Origin of the sequence: Agrobacterium sp. SUL3 (assembly GCF_001263295.1) — a bacterium.
Lineage (GTDB): Bacteria > Pseudomonadota > Alphaproteobacteria > Rhizobiales > Rhizobiaceae > Agrobacterium > Agrobacterium tomkonis.
The window spans coordinates 54,919-66,599 of the sequence record NZ_KQ414516.1 but is presented as its reverse complement, the minus strand read 5'-3'; the positions used below and the strand labels follow the sequence as shown (position 1 = coordinate 66,599).

The 11,681-nt window shown below is 57.5% G+C and carries 12 protein-coding genes; 5 read left to right on the top strand and 7 right to left on the bottom strand.

The features are described from left to right. Window positions 1–126: 126 nt before the first annotated feature. The 7 genes from AKG12_RS24175 to AKG12_RS24150 form a co-directional block, all read right to left on the bottom strand. A complete protein-coding gene (locus AKG12_RS24175; RefSeq protein ID WP_052820749.1) occupies window positions 127–531 on the bottom strand; it encodes a hypothetical protein in 405 nt (134 codons plus the stop codon). Between the two features lie 132 nt (window positions 532–663). Beyond that, the gene (locus tag AKG12_RS24170; protein ID WP_245292614.1) at window positions 664–1,287 is read right to left on the bottom strand and encodes a DUF3313 domain-containing protein; all 624 of its coding nucleotides are present in this window, start codon (window positions 1,285–1,287) and stop codon (window positions 664–666) included. A 297-nt stretch (window positions 1,288–1,584) separates the two neighbouring features. Beyond that, complete coding sequence (locus AKG12_RS29680) at window positions 1,585–2,229, bottom strand: SH3 domain-containing protein (protein WP_003501900.1); 645 nt, start codon at window positions 2,227–2,229, stop codon at window positions 1,585–1,587. 83 nt (window positions 2,230–2,312) lie between these two features. Next, window positions 2,313–2,636 carry a hypothetical protein gene (locus AKG12_RS24165; protein ID WP_052820747.1) on the bottom strand — a complete coding sequence of 108 codons (324 nt, stop codon included), beginning with the start codon at window positions 2,634–2,636 and terminating at the stop codon, window positions 2,313–2,315. A 593-nt stretch (window positions 2,637–3,229) separates the two neighbouring features. After that, the gene (locus tag AKG12_RS24160) at window positions 3,230–3,700 is read right to left on the bottom strand and encodes a periplasmic heavy metal sensor (protein WP_003501907.1); all 471 of its coding nucleotides are present in this window, start codon (window positions 3,698–3,700) and stop codon (window positions 3,230–3,232) included. A gap of 8 nt (window positions 3,701–3,708) precedes the next feature. Further along, a complete protein-coding gene (locus AKG12_RS24155; protein WP_052820746.1) occupies window positions 3,709–4,179 on the bottom strand; it encodes a hypothetical protein in 471 nt (156 codons plus the stop codon). Window positions 4,180–4,190: 11 nt separating this feature from the next. Continuing rightward, a complete protein-coding gene (locus tag AKG12_RS24150) occupies window positions 4,191–4,754 on the bottom strand; it encodes a sigma-70 family RNA polymerase sigma factor (protein ID WP_234823805.1) in 564 nt (187 codons plus the stop codon). A gap of 477 nt (window positions 4,755–5,231) precedes the next feature. Between AKG12_RS24150 and AKG12_RS24145 the strand changes: the two genes are divergently transcribed. The 5 genes from AKG12_RS24145 to AKG12_RS24125 all read left to right on the top strand — a co-directional run bounded on the left by AKG12_RS24145 (window position 5,232) and on the right by AKG12_RS24125 (window position 11,648). Then, a complete protein-coding gene (locus AKG12_RS24145) occupies window positions 5,232–6,494 on the top strand; it encodes an ABC transporter substrate-binding protein (protein WP_052820745.1) in 1,263 nt (420 codons plus the stop codon). A gap of 63 nt (window positions 6,495–6,557) precedes the next feature. Further along, a complete protein-coding gene (locus AKG12_RS24140; RefSeq protein ID WP_052820744.1) occupies window positions 6,558–7,439 on the top strand; it encodes a carbohydrate ABC transporter permease in 882 nt (293 codons plus the stop codon). Window positions 7,440–7,443: 4 nt separating this feature from the next. Beyond that, a complete protein-coding gene (locus AKG12_RS24135) occupies window positions 7,444–8,295 on the top strand; it encodes a carbohydrate ABC transporter permease (protein WP_052820743.1) in 852 nt (283 codons plus the stop codon). A 56-nt stretch (window positions 8,296–8,351) separates the two neighbouring features. Next, complete coding sequence (locus AKG12_RS24130; RefSeq protein ID WP_052820782.1) at window positions 8,352–9,494, top strand: ABC transporter ATP-binding protein; 1,143 nt, start codon at window positions 8,352–8,354, stop codon at window positions 9,492–9,494. Window positions 9,495–9,509: 15 nt separating this feature from the next. Further along, window positions 9,510–11,648 (top strand): beta-galactosidase, encoded by a 2,139-nt coding sequence (locus AKG12_RS24125; RefSeq protein ID WP_052820742.1) that lies wholly within the window; start codon window positions 9,510–9,512, stop codon window positions 11,646–11,648. The last annotated feature ends 33 nt before the right edge of the window (window positions 11,649–11,681 follow it).

Genomic DNA, 11,681 nt, shown 5'->3' with positions numbered 1-11,681 from the left:
TCTTGGTGTTCGAACCCTCGGGACGAGTTCTGAAAGGTGTGGTGGCGGAGCTGGAATTGGCGCGGTCTGGGTATAGCGAGCCTATGGGCCGACCGGGCTGAGACACGCGCCACGAACCTCGCCATTTCAAGACGCGCCAAAGCACGCCGCACCCTCCGGTGAGTAAGGCGACTTTTTCTTGCGCGCCGCATTTTGGGTCACGAAGGACGCAACAAGCGCCGCCAGCCCGACGACAGACTGGACCGATCCGGCGTATTCGGCGGCGACGAGATGCGCCGAGAGAGCCAGCAACACATAATAGAGCATGCCGAGATAGGCGAGGTCACTCAGGAAGACACTAATCCGCGCGAGGATCATCGCGGGACCCACAAGCTTCACGGCCGTCAGGATTGTCGGGAGATATGCCGGGTAGACCAATGCCCCGTCAACCTGGCTGAAGGTGTCGCCTTGAACCATAGAGAAGATCGTCGCAACAGGGTAAATTACGCACAACATCGCTGTGCTAACCCAGTAGATGTATTTACGAACCATTATGGGTTCCCTCTTTATGCAAAAGTTAGTTTGTGAGGCCGGCAATCTTTAGCCCACCGAGTTTTCTTGTTTTGACGCCAGGACGCCGCCGGCCGCTTTGGGCGAAGCGAAAGAGGCAATTGGCATCCACAGCTATCTGGATGTGCCGGCCAGTTCGTTGCCCAGCTGGTCTGCCGCTGAGCGTACTCCGGCCCTCGCCGCGTCGAGCCCCCGGAAATTGGCGGTGATGTCGAGCGCGTTGGCGCTCCTGCTCGCAACATGGGCGTAGAGCAGGGAGCCGGTTTCAGCGTCCTCGATCTCGACAGCATAGGAAACCCAGCCTGAGAACGTGCCGCGGCCGCCAATTGCCTGAGCGCCGGCATTGACAACGAGCCCGCCCGGGAAAACATGCGAGACGGTGGATAGCACCGGTGTGCTTGCTTCCGCACCGGTCAGGGTCAGCCTGGCGCGTAACGTACCTGGCCCCGCCTGCGCTACGGGCTGAAAGCGTCGGCCAAGAACCTTGGAGAATTCCTGATGCATGTAGCTGGCGAGTGCCTGCTTATCTGTGGCGGACATCTTGCCAAACTGTGCGTCGGGCCCTGCGTAGATCATCGTGGGAGGAATAATGACGCGACTGTAGGCGGCGAAATTCGCATCCGGCCGACGGTACGCGTAGGGCCTCATCTTGTCCGAGGTCGGGCGTAGATATGCCGACGAAGACAGCGCTTGAGACGGTGGCGGCGTGGTTGCACAGGCGGTGACGGAGAGCGCCATCGCCGAGGTCGCCAGACCGCGCGCCCACATTGACAGTGTACCGGAAGGTCCGCTCCGGGCAGTCTTGGACAGACCGGAAGTCGGGGGGCGACTAATTGGGCGATGATCCAAAGTTGATCTCCTGTGCATGGTGCGTTGTTACGGTGTTTCTGCACCGGCAGGCTGGTCCACACCTTTTTGACCGAAGATGCCGAGGCGGTGAACCGCCTCAGCCTATCCGACGTCATGGCTGACGGTCCGGATTTGAACGGGAACGGCGTGCGCTTTCCTGCAACTGGCCACCCTGAAAGGTTCGCCTTAACGCTCTATGACGCCCCTGCGAAACTCAACTCCGCCACCAGGCCGCCGCATGACGGCACCACCGGCGCACCGTTCCGGTCCGCAAACTCCCCGCGCGGCCGCACCGCCGCCATTGGGACCGCGCACGACGCCGGAACCACCACAGGCCGGGCCTACACACCCTCCCCGCGCGGCCGCACCGCCGCCGTAAGGACCACGCACAGCGGCAGCGCGGCCACCTGGGGCATAATAGCTGTTCCACTGCCCGTGCCATGGTTGGCTGGCATAGTGGTTGTTCCAATAGGCTTGGTTAAACGCAACAACAGTCAAGCCGATCGCCGGAATGAGTGCCGGTGATATTGCGACCGTTTGACCCTGATAGTAGATGCTGACATAGTTCGAGGAGACCCAGCCGCGCGCACCACCCCACGACACATCGCACCAGGAGGCTGCGTCGAGGCACCCATAAACGGTAAGAGCTGCACTTGGCGGCATCGCGGTAACCACGGGATACCATGTTCCAGGCCCCGCCCTCAGATTGACGCTTGTGACCGTGGCTCCTCTTGCTGCCGCCAACGCCGGGCCTGACATTGCGGCCATCAGAATCGCTGCAAATGCACTCAGGATGATGCGGCGCATAAGCCAAATACGCGTTTTGTTCATTACTTTTTCCTTTTGAGGTGGTCGGGACTTTCCGAGCCTAGGCGTTGGGAAACTCGACCGATAAGGTCATTTCGCTCAGGTATTTAAAGGTTGATGCCGCTCCAACGACCTTCCTCCGGGCCTTCAGCCTCGGAAGCGTCGGAGTCGTCAAAGCGGTAGCTGCTGACACATTTCGTTGTCGAAGCCACCTCGTCGGACATGCACAACTCATATCCGTCCTCGTCAGCCTGGAGCGTTACGCAGAAAGCATCCCGCTTTCCGTCTTCGGTCGAGAGACAAAACTCCTCCGAGGGCTCCTGCACCCATGGGGTTGTCTCCCATGGAACTTTGGAAGCTTGCTCGTGAGCCATTCCAGCAACAGGGCCAGACATGCTCAGAAGTAACCCCAGGGCAAATTTTGAAAACATCAGCAGTCCTCCGAAATCGATGAAGTGCTACTGATACGGTGCCCGATGCCCGATGCGACATGGATGGTTGGATTTTTTTGCACGCAACGCCGTCAATGGGGGGAGCTAAAGGCCTGGGATTCTGCGACGAACAGCAATGTACCGCTCGACAAAACAGGGGAAGATGGGCTGGCTCCGAAACAGTATCGATTGCCGACCAATTTTGCCTTTGGAGCTACCGAAACTCATTGAGAATCAAGACGTCAAATTATGCTGATAGCGATGAAATTACCTTGTTTGCCAAGGTATTTTACCTCTATCGGACCCGGCGTCGACGGCCGCTTTGCAATTGCGTTCATTGAGCGCCCCGCCCCCATGCATTAGGCTTGGAGAGTGACGTGGGATACGCTCAGGAGATGGCACCGCCGCTTCGGGCTAGCGCGTGCCACTTCTTCATGGTCCAGTCGCGTTGTTTCACCTGATAGAGTTCACAGCGAGCCAGATAGCGGGGAACGTGGAATGCCTCGAACCAGGATTCCTCGACACGTTCGCGGAGCGCACTTCCGAAGGAAAAGACCGGATATCGGCTTGGTCTCGCGCTCGACCACTACCCGTTACGGCACGCGCATTATCCCCTTTGCCTTTTGATCGGCAACCACCCTGCGCCTGCCTTCGGGGGAAACTACACCCACCGCATCAACCAATGGACGCCCAATTGCATCCATGAATTCCGTCCACGCAGTCTGCGTTGCGTTAAGTGCCGTGAGGGTTGCGGCTGGATCAAATGGATCCGCCGAGACCTGCTTCAACATTTCTTGCCGAGCCTGGATAAGTTTCTCGACTGTTTGCGCGTATCGCGGTTTTTCCTTGAGGAGAGTCTCTCGGAAAATTTTGGCGTCTGAAGGAGGGAGGTTTGCTTCCGCAACAGCCAGTATGCGGGCCAGAGGATCATCACCACTCGGAACAGGTGGTTGTGAACGCAGCATCTGCCCTCCCCAAAAAGCGACAAGGAACAAATTCAACGCGAGCGATACGCCGAGGATAATTCGCATCCATTTTTGTCTGCCTGCCTGTTCGTGAACCATGTTCCTGCTCATTCCATGAAAATAGGGATTGACGCGACCTGAAGGGTTGAGACCAGATCGTTGGAGGCGGGTACACCCGGAAAATGCATTCCAATGAAAAGACCTGCAACCACCGCGATTCCACCGCTAGAGGCAAACCCGACCCAATTCAGATCCGGCCACAGTCCGCGAACATACGCAAAAAAACGTCCGGGCAGAAGGTAAAGTCCAGGTCGCTTAACCGCTATGCGCGCAGCGACGTTCGTTCTCAAGCGCAACAAGGCAGCGTTGCGCTCGTCAGCTGGCCACAAGGAGGTTTCCCGATGCCAGGGCGCAGCACTGATCGCATCATCAAGTTTGCATTCCTCTGCAAGAACAGCTCGAGCCTCTTTCGAGACTTCCAGCAGAGCCAGAGCATCGCCCCGTACCTCGATGGGCCACAGATCAAAATTCGCACCGTAACTTCGCGCGAGTGACGTAAAACGTTCGATCGACAACATGTCTATTCTCCCTATTTATCATGCTCTGCCAGCAACCATTCACGCAAAGTGGTTCTCGCGCGTGCAAGCAGACGCTCTATCGCCTTGGCTGACAATCCAAGAATGCGCCCCGCCTCCGCGCCGGAAACCCCTTTTTCGTAGACGAGCATCATCGCGGCCTGCTGACGAGGAGGCAGCGCACGGAGAGCCGCAGCAACGGCAGCATCGCGCTCGGCTTTTGCCAATATCTCATCCGCCAATGCACCAGGATCGACAGCGTCGAAGTTATCAGGAAGTGATACCGCTTCTCTGCGACGGCGCCGGTCGATAGAGAGATTGACGACGATCTGGTAGAGCCATGTTCTCAAGCGGGCGCGTTCTGGATCAAAACGACTGGCCTGATGCCATAGCTTGACCATCGCATCCTGGGCGACGTCCTCAGCATCACGAATATTTAGGGTCAAACGGCTTGCCACACTCAGGGCAAACGAACCGTGACGCATGACAATTTCGTCGAAAGCTCTCCGGTCTCCCTGCGCAGACCAGTACAGAAGCTCCCCATCAGAAGTCTCATTATAGGCCCGGGGTTTGACCATGCCCCTCCCCAGACTCCGCTTGATCAAGAATACGAGCGCGACCCATCTAAACTCCATCTCCTGCCATGGCGCCAATTCTCGTGCCCGCATGTGCACTGCTCGCTTTTCTCGGCTCTTGCAGCTTATACGCCGGAACCCGTGTGTTTCCCCCGCAGAGCGGTTGAAATATTTTCGGCCCGGCCCGGTCGGGTCCTGGGCCTCTTAACCTCAATAGATCGCTATCGGCGTTGTCCATGTCGATGAACATTTCTGCTCCGTCGCTGCTTAGACCCATATCTGTCTCTCGATTAACGTGCCAGATCGGGTTGGCTGTAGAGATACTGAGTTTCTGAAGATGGTTATAAACTTAGCTCGATGATGCCTCCCGCCAGCATTTCTTCGATCCGTCACCAATTATTTTATTTATTAAATTAATTATTGACCGACGAGGCGTTCTTTGATTTTTTACCGGCTGTCATTGACGGGAGGAAATCCGATATGAGATCAAAACTACAATTTCTGCCGACGTCTCGTCGTCGCTTTCTTCAGGGCACAGGCGCAGCCATTGCTTCCGCCGCGCTCTCTGCACCTGCCATTGCGCAGAGCAAACAACTAACCATCATTTCAAACCGTGGCAACGCGGATCAGCGCAAGGCGTTGGAGAGCATTGCCAAGGCGTTTGGTGATTCCAATGGTGTCACCGTGACCGTCAACAATATGGATCACGAGGCGCACAAGACGGCCATTCGCAACTATCTCGTGGCGAGCCCGCCGGATGTCTGCTTCTGGTTTTCGGGCAGCCGCATGCGCAGCTTCGTGGACAAGGGTCTGTTCGAGGACATCTCCGATCTGGTTCAGCGCGAAAAATATGCCGATGTTCTCGGCGCGACGCTCGGCTCCGTCACCGTTGATGGCAAGCAATATGGCCTGCCGACCGGCGGCATTCTCTGGGGTTTGTTCTATCGTCAGGATACGTTCGACCAGTTCGGCCTGAGCGTTCCAAAGACATTCGATGACTTCTTCACGCTGGCCGAACAGTCCAGGAAGGCTGGCATCATTCCCATGAGCATGGGCACGAAGGACCAGTGGCCTTGCGGCGGATGGTTCGACCATATGAACCTGCGCATCAATGGTCTTCAGCACCACATGGACCTGATGGCAGGCAAGGTGAAATACACCGACCCATCCCTGAAAGACGTGTTCGACAAGTGGGAACAGCTGATCAAGGCCGATTTCTTCACGCCAAACGGCACTTCATTTGCCTGGGATCCGGCAGCTGCTTCTCTGGTCCAGAAGAAGGCGGCGATGATGGATCTCGGCAACTTCATCAAATATGCCTTCCCGCCGGAAGACCTTCAGCATGTGCGCTTCGCGCCCTTCCCGACCATCAAGGCGGGCGTCGAGCAGTTCGAGGATTTCTCGGTGGATTCGATCCATCTGCCTTCCGGTTCCAAGAACAGGGAACTGGCCCGCGAATTCCTCGCCTTCTTCTACAAGCCGGAAAATCTGAGCGCCTATTTGTCCCCGGAAGGCAACGTGCCTGCTCGCAGCGACTGCGCAATCGGCGACGACCCGATCCTGAAAATGGCGGTCGAGGAGATGAAGAAGGTCAAGGGCACGGCGCAATATTACGACCGTGACAGCGACCCGGACCTTGCACTTGCAGGCCTCAAGGGCTTCCAGGAATTCATGGTCAAGCCGGATCGCCGTGAGCAAATCCTCACGCAGATCGAGCGCACGCGCCAACGCATCCACGGCTAAGCTCTGCCTGAACACCAAATGGGAGGCGTTGTTGCCTCCCCTCCTCACCGACAGGATGGTCTCATGTCTATCTGGTGGCGCCGCCATCGCAACTGGCTGACGCCTGCGCTTCTTCTCGCGCCGGGTCTTATCCTTTTTCTGGTCGTCATCATCGCATCATCGATCGAGACGTTCTGGATTTCCTTTCACGAATGGGATGGCATGGGCGCCAAAACATGGGTGGGCCTGGCGAACTATGCCGAACTGATCGATGATCCGCAGTTTTATATCTCCCTGAAAAACAATGCGATCTGGCTGGTGATGTTCCTGCTGGCGCCACCCCTGGGGCTCGCGATTGCGCTTCTGGTCAACCAGAAGATCGCCGGAATGCGCATCGTCAAATCGCTCTTCTTCATGCCACTGGTGCTGGCGGCGGTTACGGTGGGCGTCATCTTCGGCTGGTTCTACGACCCGACCTTCGGCTTGCTGGCCATCATCTATCAGGCCTTTGGGGCCACGGCACCGGCGCTGCTTTCGGACGAAAACCTCGTGACCTTCGCCGTCGTCATCGCAGCACTTTGGCCCCAGGTGGCCTTCTGCATGGTGCTGTTCCTGGCTGGCCTCAACAATCTCGACGAGGAGATGATCGGGGCTGGGCGGGTCGATGGCGCGCGGGGCTGGCCCATGTTGCGACACATCGTATTGCCGCAGCTGACGCAGGTGGCTTTCATCGCCGTCGCCATTACCGTGGTCGGCGCGCTACGCTCCTTCGATGCGATTTCGGTCATGACTGCCGGTGGTCCATTCGGCTCCTCCACCGTGCTTGCCTACCAGATGTACGAACAGTCGATCTTCTCCTACCGCTTTGGCTATGGCGCGGCGATTGCGACCGTTCTGTTCCTCATCATGTCCATCTTCATCGCCTGGTATCTGCGCGGCCTCGTCAAGGCCGAGAAGGGAGCGTGATCTGATGTATCCACGTCCTATCCCCGAAAACAAAACCGTGGCCCGCATTGCCTATATGACGATGGTATGCGTCATTCTTGCGCTGTGGCTTCTACCACTCTTTGCCGTCATCATGACGTCCTTCCGGTCATTCGACGATGTGATGGCAGGCAATTACTGGGGTTGGCCAACCAAGTTCAGCCTGACAGACAATTATGTGGCCGTGTTCCAGCAGACCAAGATGCTGCGCTACTTCGCCAACAGCATGATTATCACCATTCCCTCGGTGATCATGGTCCTGATCTTCTCGACGCTGACCGGATACGTGCTGTCACGCTACCGTTTCCGCGGCTCGATGGTGCTGTTCACGCTGTTCGTCGGCGGCAACTTTCTACCGCAACAGGTGATGATGATCCCGATCCGGGATCTGATGGTGTGGGCCGGGCTTTACGACACCTATTGGGCCCTGATGATATTCCACATCGCCTTCCAGACCGGCTTTGCGACACTCTTCATGCGCAACTTCATCGCGGCCCTTCCCGATGAGCTGTTTCAGGCGGCCCGTGCAGAAGGTGCGTCGCCCTGGCAAACGCTGGTCCACATCGTCGTGCCCTTGGTGCGGCCTGCACTGGCGGCGCTCGCCATCCTGACCTTCACCTTCATCGGGAACGATTATTTCTGGGCGCTGGTGCTGACGCAAAGCGACGCGATCAAGCCCGTGACCGCTGGCCTCTCCAACCTCAAGGGCGAATGGGTCTCTGCCTGGAACATCGTGTCGGCGGCAACGATCTTCGTCGCCGTGCCCCCTGTCGTGATGTTCTTCCTGATGCAGAAGCACTTCGTTTCCGGCCTGACCATGGGAGCCGTCAAAGGATGACCGCTTCCGCCAGCCGCACAACCCAACTCTCACCGATCAGCAAGGATACGACTGACATGAGCAGCGTCGAAATCCTCAACGTCCAGAAGCATTACACCAGCTTCCACGCCTTGAAGAACATCAATCTGACGATCGAAAAGGGCGAGTTCATCGTCATGGTAGGCCCGTCGGGCTGTGGCAAATCTACCCTGCTGAAGACCATTGCCGGTCTGGAGACGATCTCCTCCGGTAAACTGATAATCAATGGCCGGGATGTGACGAAGGAAGAACCGGGCGACCGTGGCATCGCCATGGTGTTCCAGTCCTATGCCCTCTACCCGCACATGACCGTTGCCGAAAACATGGGCTTTGGGCTGCGCATGGCAAAGCGCCCGAAAGCAGAGATCGATGCTGCGGTCAAACGCGCCGCCGCAATCCTGCGGATTGATGAGCAACTGGACAAGCTGCCAAAGCAATTGTCCGGCGGCCAGCGCCAGCGTGTGGCCATCGGCCGGGCGATTACCCGTTCGCCGGAGGTTTTCCTATTCGATGAACCGTTGTCGAACCTCGACGCTGCCCTTCGCACCCAGATGCGCGTCGAGCTTTCGACGCTGCATGCCGAGCTCGGCTCAACGATGATCTACGTGACTCACGATCAGGTTGAAGCCATGACCATGGCAAGCCGCATCGTCGTTCTCAACAAGGGCGAGATCGAGCAGGTCGGCTCACCGCTGGAGCTCTACGCCAACCCGAAAAACCATTTCGTCGCGGGCTTCCTCGGCGCGCCGCGAGTGAACTTCTTCGAAGGCAAGGTCATCAGAACAGAACAAGGCACTGCTGCCGTTTCCTTTGCTGGACTTGAAGAACTCCGCGTTCCGCTGACTGCCGACGCCTCGGTGAAGACGGGCGACACGGTAACGCTGGGTGTCCGGCCAGAGCGTTTGCAAACACAGGATGCCGACCCTTCGCTGATGACGTTCGACGCGAAGGTACGCCTTGTCGAGCATCTGGGTCGGGAAACTATTGTCCATGCGGATGCCTCACCACTGATGGCTGTCGGCTCCGACACCGGCACGCACAATGTCACGATCCAGCTTGGAAAGGTTGTGCCCTTCGATGTCGGCTCATCCATCCGCGTCGGCTTCGCCCTTGATGACTGCTACCTGTTTGGCCCCGATGGCAAAACGCTCACACCTCCCAAGCCTGTGACCCAAAAGTAAACTGGAGTTTCCGCAATGAAACGGACGAAACCTGCGCCGCTATCGGCCTGGCGCACCCTTAACCTTGACGATTTTTTGCTTGGTGTGCCGCACTATCCTGAACATGTGGACGAAAGCTACTGGCAGCGCGATGCTGACCGGATGAAGGAAGCGGGCTTCAATGCCGTGCGCGTGGGCGAATTTGCCTGGCACATCTGGGAGCCCTTTGAAGGAAAATTCGATTTCGATCTGTTCGACCGCGCCATCGAAGGCCTTGGTAAAACCGGCATCAACACCATTCTCTGCACGCCTACGGCAACGCCACCGCGCTGGTTGAGTATGAATTATCCCGAAATCCTCCGTGTCGACCGCAAGGGCCGTCGTGCAAGTCACGGCTCGCGCCAGCATGGCGACACCACGAGCCCCGTGCTGCGCCATCACAGCCGCCGCATCACCAAGGCGATGGCGGAGCATTATAAGGACAACCCATATGTCATCGGCTGGCAAACGGACAATGAACTGAACACCACCGTATCCGAGTCCTTCTCAGATTCCGCAACGCTCGCCTTCCGCAACTTCCTGCGCCACAAATACGACAGCATAGACGCGCTGAATTTTGCATGGGGTGGCCATTTCTGGGCGACCTCCTATGACAATTTCGATCAAGTCGTGCTGCCCTACCCGATGGCACCGTCCTATCTGAGCCCCGGCCATGTGCAGGATTATCACCGTTTCCTGGCCACGGCGACTGCCGCGTTCCAGCGCGATCAGGTGGAAATCCTGCGGGCGACGAACCCGGATTGGTTCATCTTCCACAATCTCGGCAATCTGACCGATATCGATTTTCGCGGTGACTTCGGAAAAGACCTCGACTTCATCGGCTTCGACATCTATCCGATGCTCTATGACGAGTTCCGACGCAACGGCGGACATGGTGCCACTCAGGCACTGAAGCTCGATCTCTGCCGCAGCTATACCGGCAACTTCATCGTGCCGGAACAGGCCTCGGGCCTGGGCAGCCAGCCGGCCTTTACCACCATGACGCCGGAACCGGGCGAAATGCGGCGCATGGCACTGTCATCCGTTTCGCGTGGGGCCGATGGCCTGATGTTCTTCCGCTGGCGTCCTGCGCATTTCGGTGCGGAAATCTACTGGATGGGCCTGATCGATCATGATGATGTCGGCCGCCGCCGTTTCGACGAAGCAAAGCAGTTTGCGCGCGATATAGCGAAGATCAAGGACAAGCTGCTCGGAACCTCGGTCCATATGGATATTGGCATCGCCGGTGCGGATTTCGACAATCAGGAAGCCCACAAGACCTATCCGATCGGCCTGCCCTCTCCGCAGGACGATGCGACCCTGCTGCATCGCCATTGCTATGAGCGCGGGATTTCATGCGGCTTCATTCATCCTGAAGACGATCTTTCCCGGCTCAAGGCGCTCTACATCCCCCATTGGGTCATGTGGAATCAGGAGTGGACGGCCAATGTAGAAGCCTTCGTTGAGGCCGGCGGCACGCTGATCGTCGGCGCCATGACTGGTACGCGCGACATCAACAACCATATCATCCGGGAACTGGCCCCTGGCGGGGCGCTTGCAAAACTCTGCGGTGTTCGCGTCGAAGAATTCGGTCGTATCACGGCGAGGGATGGTGATGGTCTCTTCCAGAAGAAGGGCGTGGAGGATGGCCATTACGTGCCCCCACATATCCTCCCCTCCTCCTCGGCCTTCCGCAAATACACGATCGACATCGGTGGACGCACCATCGAGGCCGAGCATCTCTATGAGTTGCTGACGCTCGATGATGACGTGGAGACCATCGCCACTTGGTCTAACCGCTTTGCCAAGGGTCGGGCAGCAGCGACGCGGCGCAAGGTCGGCAAGGGACAGGTGATCTATCTCGCAACCTATCTCACCGATGATCTGGTGGATGTATTGGATGACGTCGTCCTCGCAAAAGCTGGTATCGAACCGCTTATCGCGGATTTGCCGGAAGGCGTGGAAGTGGTGATGCGCACGGCAGAGGATCGCAAGCTGCTGTTTGTTCTCAACACGTTGGAAACCGACCGGAAGCTGACAAACCTCGCATCCGGTAAGGACTTGCTGACAGGAAGTGATGTTTCCGGTGAATATACACTCGAAGGCTATGGTTGCCTTGTCATCGAAATTGGCTAACTCAAGCCCGTAATGTTCTCCCAGAGGGGTGTA

Excerpts from the sequence above, each read along its gene's own strand:
- AKG12_RS24175 (WP_052820749.1), bottom strand. The coding sequence starts at position 531 with ATGGTTCGTAAATACATCTACTGGGTTAGCACAGCGATGTTGTGCGTA.
- AKG12_RS24170 (WP_245292614.1), bottom strand. The coding sequence starts at position 1,287 with ATGGCGCTCTCCGTCACCGCCTGTGCAACCACGCCGCCACCGTCTCAA.
- AKG12_RS24125 (WP_052820742.1), top strand. The coding sequence starts at position 9,510 with ATGAAACGGACGAAACCTGCGCCGCTATCGGCCTGGCGCACCCTTAAC.
- AKG12_RS24145 (WP_052820745.1), top strand. The coding sequence starts at position 5,232 with ATGAGATCAAAACTACAATTTCTGCCGACGTCTCGTCGTCGCTTTCTT.
- AKG12_RS24135 (WP_052820743.1), top strand. The coding sequence starts at position 7,444 with ATGTATCCACGTCCTATCCCCGAAAACAAAACCGTGGCCCGCATTGCC.
- AKG12_RS24155 (WP_052820746.1), bottom strand. The coding sequence starts at position 4,179 with ATGTTGTCGATCGAACGTTTTACGTCACTCGCGCGAAGTTACGGTGCG.
- AKG12_RS24160 (WP_003501907.1), bottom strand. The coding sequence starts at position 3,700 with ATGGTTCACGAACAGGCAGGCAGACAAAAATGGATGCGAATTATCCTC.
- AKG12_RS24150 (WP_234823805.1), bottom strand. The coding sequence starts at position 4,754 with ATGGTCAAACCCCGGGCCTATAATGAGACTTCTGATGGGGAGCTTCTG.
- AKG12_RS24130 (WP_052820782.1), top strand. The coding sequence starts at position 8,352 with ATGAGCAGCGTCGAAATCCTCAACGTCCAGAAGCATTACACCAGCTTC.
- AKG12_RS24140 (WP_052820744.1), top strand. The coding sequence starts at position 6,558 with ATGTCTATCTGGTGGCGCCGCCATCGCAACTGGCTGACGCCTGCGCTT.
- AKG12_RS29680 (WP_003501900.1), bottom strand. The coding sequence starts at position 2,229 with ATGAACAAAACGCGTATTTGGCTTATGCGCCGCATCATCCTGAGTGCA.
- AKG12_RS24165 (WP_052820747.1), bottom strand. The coding sequence starts at position 2,636 with ATGTTTTCAAAATTTGCCCTGGGGTTACTTCTGAGCATGTCTGGCCCT.